Genomic DNA, 20,687 nt, shown 5'->3' on the forward strand with positions numbered 1-20,687 from the left:
GTCGCCCACTCGAATACCGAGGATACCCGGCCCGAGCAAGCACATCACCAGTCAGAGCGGTGACGTATGCCGGGGGCGCGCCTCCGGGGTCAGCCGACGCCCCCCGCGTCCAGCAGCGTGGCCACCATCGGCAGGATCAGCCCGCCCAGGGCGTCGGCCCGGGTGCCGGCGCGGGCGCTCGCCCCGTCGAAGAGGAGGGTCAACTGGCGGGCCAGCAGGGCAGGATCGGACGCGCCCCCGCGCTCCGCCTCGGACCGGAAGAACTCGGTCAGCTCACCCTTGACCCGCAGGGCGACCCGGCTCGCGGGGTGGTCGGGGTCCTTCAGCTCGATCTGGACGGCGAGGTAGGGGCACCCGCGGTATTCGGGCAGGGCCGCCTGCTCCTCCACCCGCTCGAAGACGTGGAGGACTCGCTCGCGGGCCGTCCGCCCGTCGTCGGCGTCGGGCATCAGCAGGTCGGCGTAGGCCGCGGCGCGCCGTTCCAGGCTCGCGGCCAACATCTCGTCCTTGCTCTCGAAGAGCTGGTACATCGAGCGCTTGGACACCCCGGCCGCCTTGCAGAGGGCCTCGACGCCGACCCCGACGCCTTCGGTGTAGGCGAGGGCGGCGGCGGCCTCCAGGAGCCGGTCGCGGGGGGTGGGCTTCGCGTCGGTACTCATGGGGAGAGGCTAACCCGGTCACCGGCACCTGGGAAACCGAACGGTTTACCGGGACCTCGGTACCGGGCCATCGTTGCGTGCGGGTCGCCGCACGGCGCGGCCGTCGCGCGGGTCAGCGGGCCAACTGGTCGTACATCCCGGCCACATCCCCGGAGAGCTGAGCCTTGACCCAGCGGGTGAGGTCGTCGGCGAGCACCTCGTGCGCCCCCGACTCCACCCCGTCGAGCGCGGCGGCGGCGATGTCGCCCGGGCGGGACTTGGGCCCGTCGACGCCCCTGGTCATGTCGGTGTCGACGTAGGCCATGTGCAGGCCGGTGACCTGGATTCCACGGGAGCCCAGTTCCAGACGCAGGGCGTTGGTCTGGGACCACAGGGCGGCCTTGGTGGCGCCGTAGGCACTGCCGTCGGAGAACCAGGACAACACGGAGTGGACGTTGAGGAGGTGACCGCCGCCGTTGCGCTCGATGACCGGCACGAAGGCGCGGGCGAGCAGCAGGGGACCGTAGAAATTGGTCTCGAACTCGGCACGCACGGCGTCGAGCGGGGAGTCGAGGAAGCGGGCGCCGGTGGCGACGCCGGCGTTGTTGATCAGGACGGTGACGTCACCGGCCTGTGCGGCGGCGGCCGCCACCGAGTCGGGGTCGGTGACCTCGAGGGCGAGCGGGACGGCGTCCGGGTGGGTCACCGTGCGGGGGTCGCGGGCGGTGGCGTACACCTTTCCGGCGCCGCGCGCGTAGGCCTCCTCCACCAGGGCCTTTCCGACACCCCGGCTGCCGCCGGTGACGAGGACGACGGAGTTCTTGATCGCGGTCATGCGGTGCCTCCTGGACCCGAACCTGGGAAACCGATCGGTTTCCCTTCGGCTCCAGGATGCTAAACCGATCGGTTTCCAGAGTCAAAGGCGTCGCCGCCCGTCGGTCGCCGCTTGCCGAAACCATTGACGAGGTCACTCGCGACCCCTATCTTCTGGCCGAAGTTCCGAACTGTGTTCGAAATCACGTACAAGGGACGGTCCCGTATGCCTCGGATGTTCCGTCGGCTTGCCCGCGCGCTGACCGCCCGCGGTGGTTCCCGGCCGGCCTGCGTGCTCACGCTCCTCGTCGCACTCGTCGCCCTGGTCGCGGCGACGCAGCCGGTTTCCGCGGCGGCGGGCCGCCCGTACACCAACCCGCTGAAGGCGGCGAAAGGCGCCGACCCCTGGCTTCAGTACCACGAGGGCAACTACTACCTGGTCACCACGACGTTCACCGGTGTCCTCGGCATGCGCAAGGCGCCCACCCTGGCGGGACTCGCCACCGCGCCCACCGTGCAGGTGTGGTCGGACACCACCGCGAGCCGCAACACCAACATCTGGGCGCCCGAGATCCACGAGTTCGACGGCCACTGGTACCTGTACTACTCGGCCGGGCGAAGCGGGGTCGCCTGCTGCGACTCCCAGCGCACCCACGTCCTGGAGAGCGCCGGCACCGACCCGCTCGGCCCCTACACCTACAAGGGCTCGCTCACCGGCTCCAACCTCACCCCGGGCGGCTGGCTGATCGACGCGAGCGTGCTGCGAGCGAACGGCAAGCTGTTCCTCGTCGGAAGCGGATTCGTCGACGGCGGTCCGCAGAGCCTGGTCATCGCGCCGATGAGCAACCCGTACACGCTCTCCAGCAGTGCCTTCACGGTCATCTCCGGTCCGACGCTGGACTGGGAGCGGGTGGGCTCCCCCGTGAACGAGGGCCCGGAGCCGCTCTACCACGGCGGCCGCACGTTCCTCACCTACTCCGCCAGCTCCTGTCAGACCGCCGACTACAAGCTCGGTCGGCTGGAGTTGACGGGCCCGGACCCGCTCGACCCGGCGTCCTGGACGAAAAGGGAGGCGCCAGTGTTCCAGCGCAGTGACGCGAACGGCGTCTACGGCCCCGGCCACAACGGCTTCTTCACCTCCCCCGACGGCACCGAGAACTGGATCGTCTACCACGCCAACTCCTCCGCCGGCGGAGGCTGCGGCAACGGCCGTACCACCAGGGCGCAGAAGTTCACCTGGAACGCCGACGGCACCCCCGACCTCGGCACACCGGTCGCGCTCGGCACCGCGCTGCCCGGCCCGTCCGGCGAGACGGCGGCCACCCCGACGGCGTACACCCTCGTCAACCGCAACAGTGGCAAGTGCCTCGACGTGTCGAGCGGTTCGGTCGCCGACGGCACGAACGTCCTCCAGTGGACCTGCACGGGCGGGGCCAACCAGAAGTGGCGGATCGAGGACCTCGGCGACGACACCAGTCGGCTGGTCAACGTGGCCACGGGCGGGGTGCTCGACACCGCCGGGTGCTCCACCGCGGACGGCGCCGATCTGCGTCAGTGGTCGTGGCTGAACAACAAGTGCCAGCGTTTCCGGGCCGTGTTCACCGCGAGCGGCGACCACGTGCGGCTCGTCAACGAGAACAGCGGCAAGGTCGCCGACGTCGCGGACTGCGGGACCGCGAACGGCGCCGACGTACGGCAGTGGACCTGGCTGAACAACACGTGCCAGCAGTGGCGGCTCGTGCCCACCACCTGATCCGACCCCCCTGCGATCCGGAGAACTCCCGTGAGACGCAACGCCCTACGCCTGATCACGGCCCTTCTGGTGGCCCTGGCGGCCACCTGCCTCGCCGGTCCGGCCGGCACCGCACGGGCCGCCGTGCCCGCCTCCCCCGGCGTGACCTACACCAACCCGATCGCGGAGAAGCGCGCCGACCCGCACATCTTCAAGCACACGGACGGCTACTACTACTTCACCGCCACGGTCCCCGAGTACGACCGCATCGTGCTGCGCCGGGCGACGACCATCCAGGGCCTGTCGACGGCTCCCGAGACCACCATCTGGACCAAGCACACCAGCGGGGTCATGGGCGCCCACATCTGGGCACCGGAGATCCACTTCATCGACGGCAAGTGGTACGTCTACTTCGCGGCCGGCGCCACCAATGACGTGTGGGCGATCCGCATGTACGTCCTGGAGGGCACCGGCAGCAACCCGCTCACCGCGACCTGGACCGAGAAGGGCCAGATCAAGACCACCTGGGAGAGCTTCTCCCTGGACGCCACCACGTTCGCCGTGAACGGCGTGCGCTACCTCGCCTGGGCGCAGCGCAACCCGGCCGAGGAGAACAACACCAGCCTGTTCATCGCGAAGATGGCGAACCCCTGGACGATCACCGGGACCCCGGCGGAGATCTCGCAGCCCACCCTGTCCTGGGAGACCGTCGGTTACAAGGTCAACGAGGGCCCGGCCGTGATCCAGCACGGCGGCAGGGTCTTCATGAGCTACTCGGCGAGCGCGACCGACGCCAACTACTGCCTCGGCCTGCTCACCGCCGCCGCCACCGCCGACCTCACCAACCCGGCCTCCTGGTCCAAGAGTTCGCAGCCGGTGTTCAGGACCAGCGCCGCGACGTCGCAGTACGGGCCGGGCCACAACTCCTTCACCGTCTCCGAGGACGGCAAGTCCGACATCCTCGTCTACCACGACCGCAGCTACAAGGACATCACCGGCGATCCGCTGAACGACCCCAACCGCCGCACCCGCGTGCAGAAGCTGTACTGGAAGGCCGACGGCACCCCCGACTTCGGCATCCCGGTCGCCGACGGGGCCACCCCGCAGCGCTTCTCCTCGTACAACCTCCCGGACCGCTTCATCCGGCACTGGGAGTACCGCGCCCGCGTCGAGGCGAACGTGAGCCCGCTCGCGGACTCGCAGTTCCGGGTGGTGCCCGGCCTCGCCGGCAGCGGCACGGTGTCGCTGGAGTCGGCCAACTTCCCCGGCTACTACCTGCGGCACAAGAACTTCGAGGCGTGGGTGGAGAAGAACGACGGCACCGCGCGGTTCGCCGCCGACGCCACCTTCACCCGGCGAGCGGGCCTGTCCGACGCGGCGGGAGTGTCGTACGAGTCGTACAACTACGCGGGCCGCTACCTGCGGCACTACGACCACCTGCTGTACGTACAGGCGCCGAGCACGGCGACGGACCGCGCGGACGCGACGTTCTACGCCCAGTGAGACGCCCTCGCTGATCCCGCGGAACCACCGGCGTGCGCCCGACGGTCCCTCACCGTCCGGGCGCACGCCTGTGTCCGGACGGTAAGTGCTCGGGCTGGTGGCAGCCCCGCACGGCAGGCGGCATCGGCGCGTGGACCGGAAAGAATCACCAGGTCACCCGCTATACGCTTTATGTATAGTCCCGGCATGCCTTCTCCGACCAAGAAGACGAAGAAAACGGGGATCCCGTTCCGCACGGCCGCGATCGGTGTCACCGCCGCCTGCCTGGCCCTGGCCCTGACGGGCTGCGCCGGTGCCGACGCCACCGCACCGAGCGCCGTCCGCGCCGAGCCCGCGTCCACCGCCCAGGCGGCCCGCTTCGGCACCGTCGACTGTCGTGAGGCCAAGTGCGTCGCGCTCACCTTCGACGCCGGCCCGAGCGAGAACTCCGCCCGCCTGCTGGACATCCTGAAGGAGAAACAGGTCCCGGCGACCTTCTTCCTCCTGGGCAAGAACCACATCGAGAAGTACCCGCGGCTCGTCGGACGCATGGCCGACGAGGGCCACGAGGTGGCCAGCCACACCTGGGACCACAAGATCCTCACCAGGCTGACACCGCGGGAGATACGCGAGGAACTGGAGCGCCCCAACAGGGAGATAGAGCGCCTCACGGGCCGCCGGCCCACCCTGATGCGCCCGCCGCAGGGCCGCACGAACGACACCGTGCACGAGATCTGCCGGGAGCTTGGCCTCGCGGAGGTGCTGTGGACCGTGACGGCGAAGGACTACACGACCGAGGACTCCGCGCTGATCCAGCACCGCGTCCTCGCCCAGACCGAGCGGGACGGCATCATCCTGCTGCACGACATCTACGCGGGGACCGTGCCCGCGGTCCCCGGGATCATCGACGCGCTGAAGGAACGCGGTTACGTCTTCGTGACCGTGCCCCAACTCCTCGCACCGGGCAGGGCGGAGGCCGGAAGGGTCTACCGCTGAGCCGGACAGCGGTCGCCGCGGAAACGTTCCCCCGTCCGCCGGCGCCCCTCCCGCACTGGGCCAATGGTGTGAGCCGCCGGCGAACGCGCCGCCGGGGCGAGGCGACTCCTTACGATCACTACGTGGTCACCTTCCAGTTCGAACGCACGGCACCGCTCCCCCTCGACGAGGCCTGGCGCCGGCTCACCGAGTGGACGCGGCACGGTGACGTGGTCCCGCTGACCCGCGTCACCGTGCTCACTCCCGAACCGAACGGGGAGGGCACCGTGTTCGTGGCCCGGTCCGGGATCGGGCCGTTCGCCCTCGACGACCGCATGGAGGTCACCGTCTGGTGCCCGCCGCAGGACGGCGAACCGGGTCTGTGCCGGCTGGAGAAGCGCGGTCGCTTGGTCCGGGGCTGGGCGGAGATCGAGGTCCGCCCGGGACCGGGCGGCCGGACCCGGGTCATCTGGCGCGAGGAACTCCGGCCGCGCCTCCTGCCCTCCCCCCTCGATCCGCTCGTGGGCCCCCTGGCCCGCACGGTGTTCGGCCGGGCCGCCAACCGCCTGCTGCGGCGGCCCTGACGCCGCACCACCTGCCCCCTCGCCCCGCCCCCACGCCCGCCGGGGAGGGCGCGGACGGCCGTTCCCGTACCGCCGCCCGCGCCGCCGAGGGGCCCTCGGGGCAGTCCCTCGCGGTGATGCCGAGGTGACCCCATGGCGGGCGCGGACGTAGCGCGGAAGACGTCGAGGCAGCGGCGGGGGACGGGCCGAGACGGCTGCCGGGGTCGTCCGGGAGACGACGGCGGAGGCATCGGGCGGCCGGGCAGTGACTTCCGACGGGGCGGTCGAGACGGACCTGTACACCGATGCCGCCGGGATCATGCCGACGCCGTGGCCCGGTCGACCGTCCGGCTCAGGCGACCGAGCCGATCCTCCCGGCCCGCCCCGTCGCCGTGTCGTGATGGATCGGGGTGTGCGCTCCGGTCAGGGAGACACCGCTGCCGCCACGCCGGTCGGCGACGATCTCCGCGGCGATGGACAGGGCGGTCTCCTCGGGCGTACGGGCATTCAGGTCGAGCCCGATGGGGGACCGCAGCCGGGCCAGCTCCAGTTCGGTGACGCCCACCTCGCGCAGCCGCTCGGCGCGGTCCAGGTGGGTGCGGCGCGAGCCCATGGCGCCGATGTAGGCGACCGGCAGCCGCAGGGCGAGCCGGAGCAGCGGGACGTCGAACTTGGCGTCGTGGGTGAGGACGCACAGGACCGTCCGGGCGTCCACCTCCGTGCGCTCCAGGTACCGGTGCGGCCAGTCGACGACGACCCCGTCGGCCTCGGGGAAGCGCCGGCGGGTGGCGAACACCGGGCGCGCGTCGCACACCGTGACGTGGTACCCGAGGAACTTGCCGATCCGCACCAGAGCCGACGCGAAGTCGATCGCGCCGAAGACGATCATCCGCGGCGGCGGCACCGAGGCCTCGACGAGGACGGTGAGCGGGGCCCCGCACCGGGAGCCCCGGGCCCCGACCTCCAGCGTGCCGGTGCGGCCCGCGTCGAGGAAGGCACCGGCCTCGGCGGCCACCGCGCGGTCCAGTTCGCGGTGGCCGCCGAAGCCGCCGTCGTAGGAGCCGTCGGGGCTCACGACCAGTGCACGGCCGACGAGTTCGGCCTCTCCGCTCACGACGCGGGCCAGCGCCACCGCCGTACCTGACGCCGCGGCCCGCAGGCCGGCCGTGACGGCCGGGCGGACCGGGTCGCCGGCCCGTACGGCGGTGACGAGGACGTCGATCACGCCGCCACAGGTCAGGCCGACGGCGAAGGCGTCGTCGTCGCTGTAGCCGAAGCGTTCGAGGACTGACTCCCCGTCGGCGAGGGCCTGTCGGCACAGGTCGTACACCGCGCCCTCCACGCAGCCGCCGGAGACCGAGCCGATCGCGGTGCCGTCGGCGTCGACCGCGAGGGCGGCGCCCGGCCGGCGGGGCGCGCTGCCGCCGACGGCCACCACGGTGGCGACGGCGAAGTCACGGCCCTGTTCGACCCAACGGTTCAGCTCATCGGCGATGTCCAGCATGTCTCGCTCTCCTCAACTGCGGTCGTGTGGGGAATGGTCGGGCGCGGCCGGGGCGTGTCTGACAAGCCGCCGGGTGCGCGGCGCCCGGCACGGCACTTCGCCACGTTGTCGGATCACCCGAGTACCTTGGGTACGCGGACGATCCTCCGCCTTGCGACGTACCCCACCGGACGCCGCGCACTGATCCGACGCGCGTCGTCAGGCACGCCCTAGTGGACGCCGAGCCAGCTCTCGATGGGGTTGAGGGCGAAGTACACCAGGAAGACGACCGCCAGACCCCACATGAAGGCGCCGATCTCCCTGGCCCTGCCCTGGGCGGCCTTGACGGCCACGTACGAGATGACGCCGGCCGCGACGCCCGCGGTGATGGAGTAGGTGAACGGCATGATGGCGACGGTGAGGAAGACCGGTACGGCGGTGGCCCGGTCCGACCAGTCGACGTGGCGGGCGTTCGTCATCATCATGGCGCCGATGACCACCAGGGCCGCTGCGGCGACCTCGCCCGGCACGATCGCCGTCAGCGGCGTGAAGAAGAGGCAGGCCGCGAAGAACAGGCCGGTGACGACAGCGGAGAGGCCGGTCCGGGCGCCCTCGCCGACGCCGGTCGCCGACTCGACGAACACGGTCTGGCCGGAGGCACCCGCGACGCCGCCGATCGCGCCGCCCGCGCCGTCGACGAACAGCGCCTTGGACAGGCCCGGCATCCGGCCCTGCTCGTCGGCGAGTTTCGCCTCGGTGCCGACGCCGATGACGGTGGCCATCGCGTCGAAGAACCCGGCGAGCACGAGCGTGAACACGATCAGGCCGACGGTCATCGCGCCGACCTCGCCCCAGCCGCCGAACTCGACGTGGCCGAGGAGCGAGAAGTCGGGCATCGAGACGGCGCCGCCGGGCAGTTCGGGAGGGCCGCTCGCCCACTGCCTCGGGTCGATGACGTCCAGGGCGTTGAGGACGACGGCGAGTGCGGTGCCCGCGACGATGCCGATCAGGATGGCGCCGGGGACGCCGCGCGCCTGGAGCATGACGATGGCGAGGAGGGTGACGGCGAACAGGAGCACCGGCCAGCCGGCCAGCTCGCCCGCGGGGCCGAGGGAGACGGGGGTCGCCTCTCCCCGGTGCACGAAGCCGGCCTTGTAGAAGCCGATCAGGGCGATGAACAGGCCGATGCCCATGGTGATCGCGTGCTTGAGGGCGAGCGGGATCGCGTTCATGACCATCTCGCGCAGGCCGGTGACGACGAGCAGCATGATGACCACGCCGTAGATCACGCACATGCCCATCGCCTGGGGCCAGGTCATCCGGGGTGCGACCTGGGAGGCGAGTACACCGGAGACGGAGAGGCCGGCCGCGAGCGCGAGGGGCACCCTGCCGACGAGACCCATCAGCAGGGTGCTGAGGGCCGCCGCGAACGCGGTCGCGGTGATGAGCGCCTGCTGGCCGAGGGTGGCCCCCGACACGTCCTTGCCGGACAGGATCAGGGGGTTGAGCAGGAGGATGTACGCCATCGCCATGAAGGTGGTGACGCCGCCGCGCACTTCACGTGTGACGGTGGTTCCTCGCTGCGACAGGTGAAAGTACCGGTCGAGCCAGGACCTGCCGGCCGGGACGCGGGTTCCTTCGCCCGCGCCTTCGGCCGTGGTCCCGGGCTCCAGTGACTGCTGGGTCATGGTGCCGTCTCCCAAGGTTCACAGGGACACCCGCGGTTGCCGTCGGCGGTGGCGGGATCTGGGATGTGCACGACCCGGGGGACGGCCCAGGACGGCCGGTTGGGGCCCGAGGGGGCCGGCTCGCACCCCCCGGGCGGACTTACCGGTTCAGTCGCCCGAGGGGGCTGTCCCGGTGAGGTGTTCGGGGCGGACCGGTGTCCGGTTCAGCTCCAGTCCGGTGGCGTCGCGGATCGCCGCGAGCACCGCCGGGGTCGAGGACAGGGTCGGGGCCTCACCGATGCCGCGCAGCCCGTACGGGGCGTGGTCGTCGGCGAGTTCGAGGACGTCGACCGGGATGGTCGGCGTGTCGAGGATGGTCGGGATCAGGTAGTCGGTGAAGGAGGGGTTGCGCACCTTCGCGGTCCTCGGGTCGACGATGATCTCCTCCATCACCGCGATGCCCAGCCCCTGGACGGTGCCGCCCTGGATCTGGCCGAGGACGGACAGCGGGTTGAGGGCCTTGCCGACGTCCTGGGCGCAGGCCAGTTCGACGACCTTCACCATGCCCAGCTCGGTGTCGACCTCGACGACGGCGCGGTGCGCGGCGAAGGAGTACTGCACATGGCCGAAGCCCTGGCCGGTGCGCAGGTCGAAGGGCTCGGTGGGCCGGTGCCGCCACTCGGCCTCGACCTCCACCGCCTCGTCGCCGAGGACGTCCACGAGGTCGGCGAGCACCTCGCCGCCGTCGGTGAGGACCTTGCCGCCCTCCAGCAGGAGTTCGGCGGTGGCCCAGGCCGGGTGGGAGGAGCCGAACCTGCGGCGTCCGATCTCCAGCACCTTGTCGCGGACCAGCTCGCAGGAGTTCTTCACGGCGCCTCCGGTGACGTACGTCTGGCGTGAGGCCGAGGTGGAACCGGCGCTGCCCACCTCCGTGTTGGCTGGATGGATGGTCACCTGGGCGACGCCCAGTTCGGTGCGGGCGATCTGCGCGTGGACGGTGACGCCGCCCTGGCCGACCTCCGCCATCGCGGTGTGCACGGTCGCCACCGGCTCACCGCCGACGACCTCCATGCGCACCCGGGCGGTCGAGTAGTCGTCGAAGCCCTCGGAGAAGCCGACGTTCTTGATGCCGACCGCGTAACCGACTCCGCGGACGACGCCTTCGCCGTGCGTGGTGTTGGACAGACCACCGGGCAGCTGCCGTACGTCCGCGCCCTCGCTGGACTCCCACTGGCGCTCCGGCGGCATCGGCATCGCCTTGACGCGGCGCAGGAGTTCGGCGACCGGGGCCGGGGAGTCCACGGGCTGGCCCGTCGGCATGATCGAGCCCTGTTCCATGGCGTTGAGCTGCCGGAACTCCACCGGGTCCAGGCCCAGTCGCTTGGCCACCTTGTCCATCTGCGCCTCGTAGGCGAAGCAGGCCTGGACCGCGCCGAAGCCGCGCATCGCCCCGCAGGGCGGGTTGTTGGTGTAGAGGGCGACTGCCTCGACCTCCACGTCGTCGACGACGTAGGGGCCGATGCCGAGCGAGGCGGCGTTGCCGACGACGGCCGGGGAGGCGGAGGCGTACGCGCCGCCGTCGAGGACGATGCGGCACTTCACGTGGGTGAGCTTGCCGTCCCTGGTCGCGCCGTGCTCGTAGTACAGGCGGGCCGGATGGCGGTGGACGTGGCCGAAGAAGGACTCGAAACGGTTGTAGACGATCTTGACGGGCTTCCCGGTGCGCAGTGCCAGCAGGCAGGCGTGGATCTGCATCGACAGGTCCTCGCGGCCGCCGAACGCGCCGCCCACGCCGGCCAGGGTCATCCGGACCTTGTCCTCGGGCAGGCCGAGGACGGGCGCGATCTGACGCAGGTCGGAGTGGAGCCACTGGGTGGCGATGTAGAGGTGGACGCCGCCGTCCTCCTCGGGCACGGCGAGGCCGGACTCGGGGCCGAGGAAGGCCTGGTCCTGCATGCCGAAGCGGTACTCGCCCCTGACCACGACGTCGGCCTTCCCGGCGGCCTTGGCCACGTCGCCGCGGATGATCGGCTGGCGGTGGACGATGTTCGGGTGCGGGACGTGGCCGATGTGGTGGTCGTCGCGGTCCTCGTGGACGAGGATCGCGTCGGGGGCGGTCGCGGAGGCCTCGTCGGTGATGACGGGCAGTTCGCGGTACTCGACCTTGATCTTGGCGGCGGCGCGGCGGGCGGTCTCCGGATGGTCGGCGGCGACGATCGCGACGGGCTCGCCGTGGTGGCGGACCTTGCCGTGGGCGAGGACGGGGGTGTCCTGGATCTCCAGGCCGTAGTTCCGCACGTCCGTCGGCAGGTCGTCGTACGTCATGACGGCGTACACGCCCGGCAGCGCGAGGGCCTCGGCGGTGTCGAGGGAGACGATCTCGGCGTGCGCGACGGTGGAGCGCAGGATCTGGCCCCAGAGCATGTCCTCGTGCCACAGGTCGGACGAGTACGCGAACTCGCCGGTGACCTTCAGGGTGCCGTCCGGGCGGAGCGTGGACTCCCCGACGCCACCCTTGGTCTGCGCACCCTGGGTGATCTTGGTGGGGGTGCCGTTGGGGGAGGACACCGAACTGTCGGAGTGAGCGGACACCGTCAGACCACCTCTCCCTGCCGGGCGGCCGCCAGGCGGACCGCGTCCATGATCTTCTCGTAACCGGTGCAGCGGCACAGGTTGCCCGACAGCGCTTCGCGGATGTCCGCGTCGGTCGGGTTCGGGTTGTGCTCCAGCATCTCGTCGGCGGCGACCAGCAGTCCGGGGGTGCAGAAGCCGCACTGGACGGCGCCCGCGTCGATGAAGGCCTGCTGGATCGGGGCGAGTTCGCCGCCCTCGCCGGTGTGGGAGTCGCCGCCTTGGGCCTGCCGGGCCCCGGTCTCCTCGAGGGAGGTGCCGCCGCGGGCACCCGTTCCGCGGGAGCGTTCCCTGGCGAACTCCGCGAGCCCTTCGACGGTGACCACCTCACGGCCCTCGACCTGGCCGGCCGCGACCAGGCAGGAACACACCGGCACGCCGTCGAGGCGGACGGTGCAGGAGCCGCACTCGCCCTGCTCGCAGGCGTTCTTGGAACCGGGCAGGCCGAGCCGCTCGCGCAGCACGTACAGCAGGGACTCGCCCTCCCACACGTCGTCGGCCTCCTGCGGACGTCCGTTGACGGTGAAGTTGACGCGCATCACGCAGCTCCCTCGGTGGCGCGGCGGGCGCCGCGGTACGACTCCCAGGTCCAGGTCAGGGTCCGGCGGGCCATGACGGCGACCGCGTGACGGCGGTAGCTCGCGGTGCCGCGGACGTCGTCGATGGGGTTGCAGGCGGCGGCGCACAGGTCCGCGAACCGCTTGGCGAGCGACGGGGTGATGATCTTTCCGTTCTCCCAGAAGCCGCCTTCGTCGAGCGCGGCGTTCAGGAACTCCTCCGCGGTCCTCGCCCGGACGGGGGTGGGCGCGGCCGAGCCGATGCCGGTGCGGACCGTGCGGGTCTCGGGATGCAGGGCCAGTCCGAAGGCGCACACGGCGATCACCATGGCGTTGCGGGTGCCGACCTTGGAGTACTGCTGGGGGCCGTCGGCCTTCTTGATGTGGACGGCGCGGATCAGCTCGTCGGCGGCGAGCGCGTTGCGCTTCACACCGGTGTAGAAGTCGTCGACGGGGATGCGCCGGGAGCCCCGCACCGACTCGACCTCGACCTCGGCGCCGGCCGCGAGGAGGGCGGGGTGGGCGTCACCGGCCGGGGAGGCGGTGCCGAGGTTGCCGCCCACGCCGCCGCGGTTGCGGATCTGCGGGGAGGCGACGGTGTGCGAGGCGAGGGCGAGGCCCGGCAGCTCGGACCGCAGGTGCTCCATGATCTTCGTGTAGGGGACGGAGGCACCGAGCCGCACCGAGTCCTCGCCGGCCTCCCACTCGTACAGGTCACCCACCCGGCCCAGGTCGAGGAGGTACTCGGGCCGCCGGTGGTCGAAGTTGATCTCGACCATCACATCGGTGCCACCCGCGATCGGCACGGCGGTGGGGTGCTCGGCCTTCGCGGCGAGCGCCTCCTGCCAGCTGGCGGGTCGAAGGAAGTCCATGACCGGCTCTCTTCCTGGTCTCGTGAGTCTTTCGGTTCGAGCCAGATCGGGTGCGGCGGTCCCGGCTCTCTCATGTGCTGTTCACGCGGATCGTGGCCAGTACACAGCGCCGTACTCCGCCCGGGTCAGTCACGGAAACCATGAAGGAGTTGGCTGGTCGTCGCGGTCATCTTGTAGATTCGTATGAACGGAGGTCATCGGTAACCTCACAGTTCTCCCGTGGAAACGCGGGAAGCGACCCGGCAATCCGAGAACGCCGCTCGTGAGAGTGCTCACGGGGGCCGGGAGCCGGTCTCCGGGGCCCGTTCGCCCCGCGACCCCTCACCCTCCATCGTAGATTTCCGGACAAGGAACGGCGGCGACGAGAATGCGGCTGCGCGCACTGCTGGACACCGACGCGCTGGGCCTGCGGCTGCTCGGCGGCCAGGACGAGCTGAACCGCACGGTACGCGGTGTCATGACCACCGACCTGCGGGATCCCAGCCGCTATCTGTCCGGCGGAGAGCTGGTGCTCACGGGCCTGGCCTGGCGCCGGGACGCCGCGGACTCCGAGCCGTTCGTACGGCTCCTGGTGCAGGCCGGGGTGGCAGCGCTCGCCGCCGGGGAGGCCGAACTGGGCGACGTGCCCGACGATCTGGTCCTGGCCTGCGCCCGGCACCGGCTGCCGCTGTTCGCGGTGCACGAGTCGGTGGCGTTCGCCACGATCACCGAGCACGTCGTACGCCAGGTGTCCGGGGAGCGCGCCGGGGACCTCGCGGCGGTCGTCGACCGGCACCGTCGGATGATGACCTCGGGACCGGCGGGCGGCGGGCCGGACGTGGTCCTGGACCTGCTCGGCTCCGACCTCGACCTGCGCGCCTGGGTCCTGTCCCCCACGGGCCGGCTCATCGCGGGCCCGAAGGTGGCCGGGCCGGTGCTGCCGGCCGAGGTGTGCGCGAGGCTGGCCGCCGAACACCTGGCGGCCGTCCGCACCGGCCGGCGGGGCCCGCACCGGGTGATCCTCGGCGGTGTGACGTACTCGCTGTTCCCGATCCGCAGCAGCGGGCGCGCCCCGCAGGCCGCCCCTGCCGGGCGGGACGTGCGCGAGACCGTGCTGTCGGACTGGCTGCTGGCCGTCGAGGCGGACGCCGGGGACTGGGCGGAGGAGCGGCTCGACCTCCTCCAGGGCGTCACCCAGCTCATCTCGGTCGAGAGGGACCGCCGGGACGCGGCACGCACGGTGCGCAGGCGGCTCGCCCAGGAGGTCCTCGAACTGGTCCAGACGGGCGCGGCGCCCGCCGAGATCGCGGCCCGGCTGCGGGTGGCGGCCCCGGTGCTGCTGCCCGGACTGGGGGCCGCACCGCACTGGCAGGTGGTGGTGGCGCGCGTCGAGTGGGACGGCGGGGAGGGCGCCGAGATCGAGGGCGGCCCGATCGCCCAGTCCCTCCTGGAGGAGATCCTCGTCGACCCGCACGCCACCGGCCCCGAGCCCTCCGACCGTATAGCCGTCGCCCACACCGGGGACGAGGCCATCGCCCTCGTCCCCCTCCCGGCGGTCTCCAGCGAGCACGACGGCTCGGAGTCCGGCATCCTCGCCGACGCCCTGCTGACCTCCGTGCGGGAGCCGCTGGCCGCGGGCCTGGACGGCGACGGCCGGGTCACGCTGGGGGTCAGCGCGGCGGTGCACTCGGCGGAGGGGCTGCGGGGCGCCCTGGAGGAGGCCCGGCACGCCCGCCGGGTGGCGGCGGCCCGTCCGGGCCGGGTGTGCGCGGCGGGCCACCAGGAGCTGGCCTCGCACGTCCTGCTGCTGCCGTTCGTGCCCGACGACGTCCGCCGGGCCTTCACCGCCCGCCTCCTGGACCCCCTGCGCGACTACGACCACCGGCACCGCGCCGAGCTGATCCCGACGCTGGAGGCGTTCCTGGACTGTGACGGCTCGTGGACCCGCTGCGCCTCCCGGCTCCACCTGCACGTCAACACGCTGCGCTACCGCGTCGGCCGAATCGAGCAGTTGACGGGCCGTGACCTCTCGCGCCTCGAGGACAAGCTGGACTTCTTCCTGGCACTGCGGATGAGCTGAAACCCGGGAGGCCCTGGAGTCCCCCGACTTTGTGAAAAGCTTCACCCGCCCCCTTGGCCCGGCCCCGCGATCCGTGTTGAGATGCGGCCACCACTCATAGCTCAATGGTGTGCTGGGCCTGTCCTTCGGATGAGGTCGGTAGTGAGGGGCGGTGCCTTGCCACCCGGTGAGCGGGGCTCGGGTGCGTGCGGCCGCGAGGCGGAGCGGGGAGTCGACGCGGAGCGTCGAGGACCGACGACGACGCCGCGGAGGCGCGTGCCGAGTCCCGCGACCCGGAGCTGATCCGAAGGACCGGACCCCGGGGAGGGCAACGTGGCGCATTCCGCCATGTCTGGCAACGGAACGACCGCTGGCGACGATCCCCTCCAGACCGCGGTGTGGCGGCTGCGCTCGCGGGCCTGCTGGGCCGACGCCGCGGCGCTGCTCCCGCCGGACAGCGCGGCGGGGGCCGTCCAGCGGGCCGCTCTCCTCGTGGAACGCTGCCTCTACACCGAGCAGGGCTGGCAGGAGGCGGAGGACGCGCTGCGGACGGCGGAGGCCCTCGCCCACACCGACGAGGAGCGGGGCGCCGCCGCATGTGAACGTGGGCACCTGGCGTACGCGGCGACGGTGCACGGGGTGCGCGACCGGGCCGACGAGGCGCGGGCCGCGCTCGGCCGGGCGGCCGCGCTGATCCCTCCGGACGCGGCGGGGCGGCCCCTGCTGGACTTCCGGCGCGGACTGCTCGCGGAGAACCTGACCCGCTCCCCGCAGGCCGCCCGCGCCGCCTACCGGCGCGCGCACGCGGCCGCCGCGGCTCGCTCCGACGCCCTGTTGCTGTCCTTCACCTGGAGGCACCTCGCGGGCCTCGCCCTGCGCGACGGCGACACGGCCGAGGCTCGCCACGGCTTCGCCGAATCCCTCCGCATCCGGGAGGAGTTGGGCTACCTGGTGGGTACGGCTCCGGCCCTGGTGTCCCTGGCGGACGCGGAGACCGAGCCCGAGGCGTCCCGGCTGCGCGAGGAGGCGCGACGCCTGTTCCAGCTCCTGGGCGGCGTCCCGACGTGGTTGGCGCGCCACTTGGCACCACCGGCGGCCACGGCATAGCGGCCTGTCCCGGGCCGGAGGCCCGGTTCCTCGGCCCGGCACGGGGACGTGCCGGGCCGAGGAACCGCGCACGGGGACGTGTCGGTGGGACGGCACGGCGGTTGACGCCGCCGACGGCGACGGCGAGGGGCGGGGTGACCCGGTCAGCCCTTCGTGCGGGGTCCCGCGAAGTGTTCCCGCACCAGCGCCTGCACCACGTCCGCGTCCCCCGACCCCAGCGCCTCCAGCAGCGTGAGGTGTTCCGCCGCGTCGGCCACCAGGTCCGCCCGGCCGCGCGAGACGGGGCCGCCCACCAGCGGCCACTGGGACCGGCGATGCAGGTCGTCCGCGAGGGAGACCAGCTGCTCGTTGCCGCACAGGGCGAGGACCGCGCGGTGGAAGGCGCGGTCGGACTCGGCGTAGGTGGCGCGGCAGCCGGAGGTGGCGGCGCGGACGGTCGCCTCGGCGACGGGGCGCAGCTCCGTCCAGCGTTCGGCGGGGACCGTGCGGGCGAGCCGCAGCAGCACGGGGACCTCGATCAGGGCCCGCACCTCCGCCAGCTCGGCCAGCTCGCGCGCGCCGCGCACGATCACCCGGAAACCCCGGTTGGGCACGACCTCGACGGCGCCCTCCAGGGCCAGCTGCTGCATCGCCTCCCGGACCGGTGTCGCGGAGACGCCGAAGCGCTCGCCGAGGGCGGGGGCCGAGTACACCTCGCCGGGCACCAGGTCACCGGCGACGAGAGCGGTACGCAGGGCGTCGAGGATCTGGCCGCGGACGGAGGACCGCTGGACGAGGGGACGCGGGAAGGGGGTCTCGCTGTGCGTGTGCTCGCCGCGGACGGCCCCGGCAGCGCTGCCGGGGCCGGGCGGCCCGCCGCCGGCGACGGGGGGCGTCGCAGCCCGGTCCCGGTCCGTGGCGCGCGGCTGTGCGGGGACCCGTGGCCCCGCGCCGGGGATCCCCGTCCCGGCAGAGCCCTGGGCGCTCCGCTCCACGGGGCCTCCTCCGGATGTGTCGGTACTTGGGGTCATTACGGCTGGTTGTTACTCGTCCGTCAAGCACCTTAGGCGTACTGGCCGTCAGTTCAAATCCGAAACGGATTCGATAAGGTAAGCCTTACCTCGCACGCACTGGTGGATCGGTGGTCCCGGTATGCCCACACGCCCGTCGGCCGTGGCGGACGCGTACGTCCGTCTCGCCATGGCCCACCCCGGCCTCACCGTCACGGAACTGGGGCGGGACGAGCCGGCCCCGCGCGGCGGCGGCTGGGTGTCGGCGGCCGCGCTCGCGGAGGGCGGTGCGGACCTGGACGCCTTCCTGGCCTGGGACGAGTCCCAGGTGGTGCGGGACTACGGACAGCGGACCCGCCCCGACGTGGTGGCGAGCTTCGGACTGCACCGGTACGCCTGGCCGGCCTGCCTGCTCATCACCGTCCCCTGGTTCCTGTACCGCAGGGTCCCCCGCCTCCCGGTGGCCCACGTCTGGTACGACCGCACCGGCGCCGGCATGCGGATGGCCGTCCGCACGCCCGTCTCGTTCGCCTGCCTGCCGGGCGACCCGGCAGCGGCCCTGCCCGGCTCGCGGGTGGTCCCCGACGAGGAGGCCCTGCGCGCGGAGGTGCGGGCCGCCGTCGCCGAGCACCACGAACCCGTGCTGGCCGGCTTCGGCCCGCGCACGCGTCGGCGCGGGCGCGCCCTGTGGGGCATGGTCACGGACGAGATCGTCGAGGGCCTCTGGTACGTCGCCGGTCTGCTCGGCGAGGGCGAGGGCGAGCGGGCCCGGCACGAACTGGAGCTGCTGCTGCCGGGCGCGACCCGGCCGTACGTCGGCTCGGCGGCCTTCCGGGAACTGACCGGGCCGGACGGGAAGCCACTGCCCACCCGGGACCGGGCGAGCTGCTGCATGTTCTACACGGTGCGCCCCGAGGACACCTGCGCCACTTGTCCGCGCACCTGTGACACGGACCGTGTCGCCAAGCTCGTGCCTCTCGCCGCGAGCTGAGGCACCCTCAGGTCGGCCCGGCACCTCCCGTCCCGTAAGATCACCCGAACGGGACGCCCCGCGGGGTTACGGATGCTTCACGGCTTCCTCACCCGACACGGGAACTTTCCGTGGAACCACCCGTACGGGTAGTCTTATTCGAACTCAACTCCCGCCCCTCAAGCGGCAGTTCGAGCAGAACGTCGCCCTGGGCATCCCCTTGCACCTCCTTGGCGGCCTCTTGCCCCGAAACCCCCTGAGGGACGCCGGGATTGGGCCACCATGGCGGGCGTTACGCCCTATCCCAATGCAAGGGACCCCAGATGAGACTGACCGACATATCGCTGAACTGGCTGCTTCCGGGCGCCGTGCTGCTCCTGGGCATGCTGGCGGCGGTGGCGGTGCTCGCGCGCGGAAAGCGCTCCTCGGGGGGGAACGCGAGCGACGACTCGTGGGAGCGCAGCGAAGAGCGCCGCAGGCGCAAGGAGGCCATATACGGCACCGCCTCCTACGTCCTGCTGTTCTGCTGCGCGGCGGTGGCCGCCGCGCTCTCCTTCCACGGGCTGGTCGGCTTCGGCCGGCAGAACCTGAACCTGACCGGCGGCTGGGAGTACCTCGTGCCGTTCGGCCTGGACGGGGCGGCGATGTTCTGCTCCGTGCTCGCCGTGCGCGAGGCAAGCCACGGTGACGCGGCCCTCGGTTCGCGGATCCTCGTATGGACGTTCGCGGGCGCCGCTGCCTGGTTCAACTGGGTGCACGCCCCCCGCGGTCTGGGCCACGACGGCGCACCGCAGTTCTTCTCCGGCATGTCCCTGTCCGCGGCCGTCCTGTTCGACCGGGCCCTGAAGCAGACCCGCCGGGCCGCGCTGCGCGAGCAGGGTCTGGTGCCGCGCCCGCTGCCGCAGATCCGTGTCGTGCGCTGGCTGCGGGCCCCTCGTGAGACCTACAAGGCGTGGTCGCTGATGCTCCTCGAAGGCGTGCGCAGCCTGGACGAGGCCGTCGACGAGGTGCGCGAGGACAAGCGGCAGAAGGAGACGGCGCGACTGCGCCGCCGCGAGCAGGACCGCGTGGAGCGCGCCCAGCTCAAGGCGATCAGCCGTGGACACCGTGGATTCCCCGGCCGCGGCGGCCGCCAGCTGGAGGCCCAGGCCTCCTTGGAGCGGGGCACCGAACGCGTACCCGCGGAGCCTGCCATAGCGGCGAACTCGCCGGAACAACTGCCCGTGCCTGCACGGCCCTCCCTCCAGCCGGTCCGCCAGAGCACTGACCCGATCACCGTCGACCTCACCGCGGAGGACGACACGATGGCCCTGCCGCGTCTGGACTCCCTGGAGCGCAAGCTCAAGGACCTGGAGCAGCAGTTCGGCTGACAAGTGGTTACGGGAAGGGGGCGCGACCGGCAGGTCGCGCCCCCTTCCCGTTGTCACGTTGTTCCTGCGTTCCGCTCACGCCATCTCGGCGCCCAGTTCGAACCAGACCACTTTCCCGATCCCGTGCGTCCGCACGCCCCACGCGTCCGCGAGGGACTGGACCAGGACCAGGCCCCGGCCGTGCGTCCCCTCGTCGCTGCCCGGCCCGCGCGGCCGTGGACGGCCGGCCACGAAATCCCGTACCTCCACCCGCAGACCGTCCGGTCCGACCGTCGCCGTCAGGACCGCGTCCTGATCGGTGTGGACGAGCGCGTTGGTGACGAGTTCGCTCGTGAGCAGTTCCGCGGTCTCCGACTGTCCGGGCTTCCCCCAGTGCCGCAGCAGTTCGCGCAGCGCCCGACGCGTCTCGGGTACGGCCCCCAGGTCCGCCCGCCCGAGTCTGCGCCGAAGCTGGGACGGGTGCCCGCGCCCGCCGCCGTCCGCCGTGTCCTGATCTGTCTGCGTCCTCGCCGAGGTGTTCGCGATCACGGTCGAACCGCTGCCTCGTGCCTGCCTCTTCATGACCCCCGCCCGCGTGCCGATATCGGTTCCCCTCCTGCTCGAACACGTTCACGGGATGCTTGCCCCCGTGGGCGGCGGGCCAGTCATGTCGCGTCCTCGACGACCAGGTGTTCGGCCACGTCCCGGCGGGCCCCAGGGCTCCCCCGGCGGGTGGCGGCGTTGCCCGGCCCCGGGACCGGCGTGCGAAGTTGGCCGAAACCAGCTCTACTCGAAGCCCTGCATCCGTGGCCGCGTGCCGC

At 72.2% G+C, this 20,687-nt stretch carries 17 protein-coding genes; 8 read left to right on the forward strand and 9 right to left on the reverse strand.

Annotation, left to right across the window (positions count from 1 at the left end; all coding sequences use genetic code 11):
• Nucleotides 1-89 precede the first annotated feature (89 nt).
• Nucleotides 90-659 carry a TetR/AcrR family transcriptional regulator gene (locus ACZ5Y0_RS24430; RefSeq protein WP_469130808.1) on the reverse strand — a complete coding sequence of 190 codons (570 nt, stop codon included), beginning with the start codon at nt 657-659 and terminating at the stop codon, nt 90-92.
• Nucleotides 660-771: 112 nt separating this feature from the next.
• Nucleotides 772-1,473, reverse strand: coding sequence for an SDR family oxidoreductase (locus ACZ5Y0_RS24435; RefSeq protein WP_469130809.1), 702 nt, complete (start codon nt 1,471-1,473; stop codon nt 772-774).
• Nucleotides 1,474-1,686: 213 nt separating this feature from the next.
• On the opposite strand from ACZ5Y0_RS24435, the gene ACZ5Y0_RS24440 reads away from it, so the two are divergent.
• The 4 genes from ACZ5Y0_RS24440 to ACZ5Y0_RS24455 all read left to right on the forward strand — a co-directional run bounded on the left by ACZ5Y0_RS24440 (nt 1,687) and on the right by ACZ5Y0_RS24455 (nt 6,224).
• Nucleotides 1,687-3,204 (forward strand): family 43 glycosylhydrolase, encoded by a 1,518-nt coding sequence (locus ACZ5Y0_RS24440; RefSeq protein ID WP_469130810.1) that lies wholly within the window; start codon nt 1,687-1,689, stop codon nt 3,202-3,204.
• 30 nt (nt 3,205-3,234) lie between these two features.
• A complete protein-coding gene (locus ACZ5Y0_RS24445; protein ID WP_469130811.1) occupies nt 3,235-4,686 on the forward strand; it encodes a family 43 glycosylhydrolase in 1,452 nt (483 codons plus the stop codon).
• A 186-nt stretch (nt 4,687-4,872) separates the two neighbouring features.
• Entirely contained in the window at nt 4,873-5,661 is a 789-nt protein-coding gene (locus ACZ5Y0_RS24450; RefSeq protein WP_469130812.1) for a polysaccharide deacetylase family protein, read from the forward strand.
• Between the two features lie 122 nt (nt 5,662-5,783).
• Nucleotides 5,784-6,224, forward strand: coding sequence for an SRPBCC family protein (locus ACZ5Y0_RS24455; RefSeq protein WP_469130813.1), 441 nt, complete (start codon nt 5,784-5,786; stop codon nt 6,222-6,224).
• A 331-nt stretch (nt 6,225-6,555) separates the two neighbouring features.
• On the opposite strand, the gene ACZ5Y0_RS24460 is transcribed toward ACZ5Y0_RS24455, so the two are convergent.
• The 5 genes from ACZ5Y0_RS24460 to ACZ5Y0_RS24480 form a co-directional block, all read right to left on the reverse strand.
• Nucleotides 6,556-7,707 carry an XdhC family protein gene (locus tag ACZ5Y0_RS24460; protein WP_469130814.1) on the reverse strand — a complete coding sequence of 384 codons (1,152 nt, stop codon included), beginning with the start codon at nt 7,705-7,707 and terminating at the stop codon, nt 6,556-6,558.
• 209 nt (nt 7,708-7,916) lie between these two features.
• Nucleotides 7,917-9,374: an NCS2 family permease gene (locus tag ACZ5Y0_RS24465; RefSeq protein WP_469130815.1), complete on the reverse strand. Its 1,458-nt coding sequence runs from the start codon at nt 9,372-9,374 to the stop codon at nt 7,917-7,919.
• A gap of 147 nt (nt 9,375-9,521) precedes the next feature.
• A complete protein-coding gene (locus ACZ5Y0_RS24470; RefSeq protein ID WP_469130866.1) occupies nt 9,522-11,921 on the reverse strand; it encodes a xanthine dehydrogenase family protein molybdopterin-binding subunit in 2,400 nt (799 codons plus the stop codon).
• Nucleotides 11,922-11,947: 26 nt separating this feature from the next.
• Nucleotides 11,948-12,523, reverse strand: coding sequence for a (2Fe-2S)-binding protein (locus ACZ5Y0_RS24475; RefSeq protein WP_469130816.1), 576 nt, complete (start codon nt 12,521-12,523; stop codon nt 11,948-11,950).
• Entirely contained in the window at nt 12,523-13,413 is an 891-nt protein-coding gene (locus tag ACZ5Y0_RS24480) for an FAD binding domain-containing protein (RefSeq protein WP_469130817.1), read from the reverse strand. Before ACZ5Y0_RS24480 ends, ACZ5Y0_RS24475 begins: the two co-directional genes overlap by 1 nt.
• A 367-nt stretch (nt 13,414-13,780) precedes the next feature.
• On the opposite strand from ACZ5Y0_RS24480, the gene ACZ5Y0_RS24485 reads away from it, so the two are divergent.
• Entirely contained in the window at nt 13,781-15,472 is a 1,692-nt protein-coding gene (locus ACZ5Y0_RS24485; protein WP_469130818.1) for a PucR family transcriptional regulator, read from the forward strand.
• 312 nt (nt 15,473-15,784) lie between these two features.
• Entirely contained in the window at nt 15,785-16,558 is a 774-nt protein-coding gene (locus ACZ5Y0_RS24490; RefSeq protein WP_469130819.1) for a hypothetical protein, read from the forward strand.
• Nucleotides 16,559-16,701: 143 nt separating this feature from the next.
• Here the strand turns inward: ACZ5Y0_RS24490 and ACZ5Y0_RS24495 are convergent, their stop codons facing one another.
• On the reverse strand, nt 16,702-17,532 hold the full coding sequence (locus ACZ5Y0_RS24495) for a GntR family transcriptional regulator (RefSeq protein WP_469130820.1): 831 nt from the start codon (nt 17,530-17,532) through the stop codon (nt 16,702-16,704).
• A gap of 157 nt (nt 17,533-17,689) precedes the next feature.
• On the opposite strand from ACZ5Y0_RS24495, the gene ACZ5Y0_RS24500 reads away from it, so the two are divergent.
• Both ACZ5Y0_RS24500 and ACZ5Y0_RS24505 read left to right on the forward strand, forming a co-directional pair.
• A complete protein-coding gene (locus tag ACZ5Y0_RS24500) occupies nt 17,690-18,538 on the forward strand; it encodes a (2Fe-2S)-binding protein (RefSeq protein WP_469130821.1) in 849 nt (282 codons plus the stop codon).
• Nucleotides 18,539-18,840: 302 nt separating this feature from the next.
• On the forward strand, nt 18,841-19,887 hold the full coding sequence (locus ACZ5Y0_RS24505; RefSeq protein WP_469130822.1) for a DUF2637 domain-containing protein: 1,047 nt from the start codon (nt 18,841-18,843) through the stop codon (nt 19,885-19,887).
• A gap of 75 nt (nt 19,888-19,962) precedes the next feature.
• Here the strand turns inward: ACZ5Y0_RS24505 and ACZ5Y0_RS24510 are convergent, their stop codons facing one another.
• The gene (locus ACZ5Y0_RS24510; RefSeq protein ID WP_469130823.1) at nt 19,963-20,448 is read right to left on the reverse strand and encodes an ATP-binding protein; all 486 of its coding nucleotides are present in this window, start codon (nt 20,446-20,448) and stop codon (nt 19,963-19,965) included.
• Between the last annotated feature and the right edge of the window lie 239 nt (nt 20,449-20,687).

Source organism: Streptomyces sp. NPDC033216, assembly GCF_055577115.1.

What these genes read in the sequence shown, in the direction of transcription:
- ACZ5Y0_RS24510 (WP_469130823.1), bottom strand. Translation starts at nt 20,448, where the DNA reads ATGAAGAGGCAGGCACGAGGCAGCGGTTCGACCGTGATCGCGAACACC.
- ACZ5Y0_RS24500 (WP_469130821.1), top strand. Translation starts at nt 17,690, where the DNA reads ATGCCCACACGCCCGTCGGCCGTGGCGGACGCGTACGTCCGTCTCGCC.
- ACZ5Y0_RS24465 (WP_469130815.1), bottom strand. Translation starts at nt 9,374, where the DNA reads ATGACCCAGCAGTCACTGGAGCCCGGGACCACGGCCGAAGGCGCGGGC.
- ACZ5Y0_RS24435 (WP_469130809.1), bottom strand. Translation starts at nt 1,473, where the DNA reads ATGACCGCGATCAAGAACTCCGTCGTCCTCGTCACCGGCGGCAGCCGG.
- ACZ5Y0_RS24430 (WP_469130808.1), bottom strand. Translation starts at nt 659, where the DNA reads ATGAGTACCGACGCGAAGCCCACCCCCCGCGACCGGCTCCTGGAGGCC.
- ACZ5Y0_RS24460 (WP_469130814.1), bottom strand. Translation starts at nt 7,707, where the DNA reads ATGCTGGACATCGCCGATGAGCTGAACCGTTGGGTCGAACAGGGCCGT.
- ACZ5Y0_RS24450 (WP_469130812.1), top strand. Translation starts at nt 4,873, where the DNA reads ATGCCTTCTCCGACCAAGAAGACGAAGAAAACGGGGATCCCGTTCCGC.
- ACZ5Y0_RS24480 (WP_469130817.1), bottom strand. Translation starts at nt 13,413, where the DNA reads ATGGACTTCCTTCGACCCGCCAGCTGGCAGGAGGCGCTCGCCGCGAAG.
- ACZ5Y0_RS24485 (WP_469130818.1), top strand. Translation starts at nt 13,781, where the DNA reads ATGCGGCTGCGCGCACTGCTGGACACCGACGCGCTGGGCCTGCGGCTG.
- ACZ5Y0_RS24440 (WP_469130810.1), top strand. Translation starts at nt 1,687, where the DNA reads ATGTTCCGTCGGCTTGCCCGCGCGCTGACCGCCCGCGGTGGTTCCCGG.
- ACZ5Y0_RS24475 (WP_469130816.1), bottom strand. Translation starts at nt 12,523, where the DNA reads ATGCGCGTCAACTTCACCGTCAACGGACGTCCGCAGGAGGCCGACGAC.
- ACZ5Y0_RS24505 (WP_469130822.1), top strand. Translation starts at nt 18,841, where the DNA reads ATGAGACTGACCGACATATCGCTGAACTGGCTGCTTCCGGGCGCCGTG.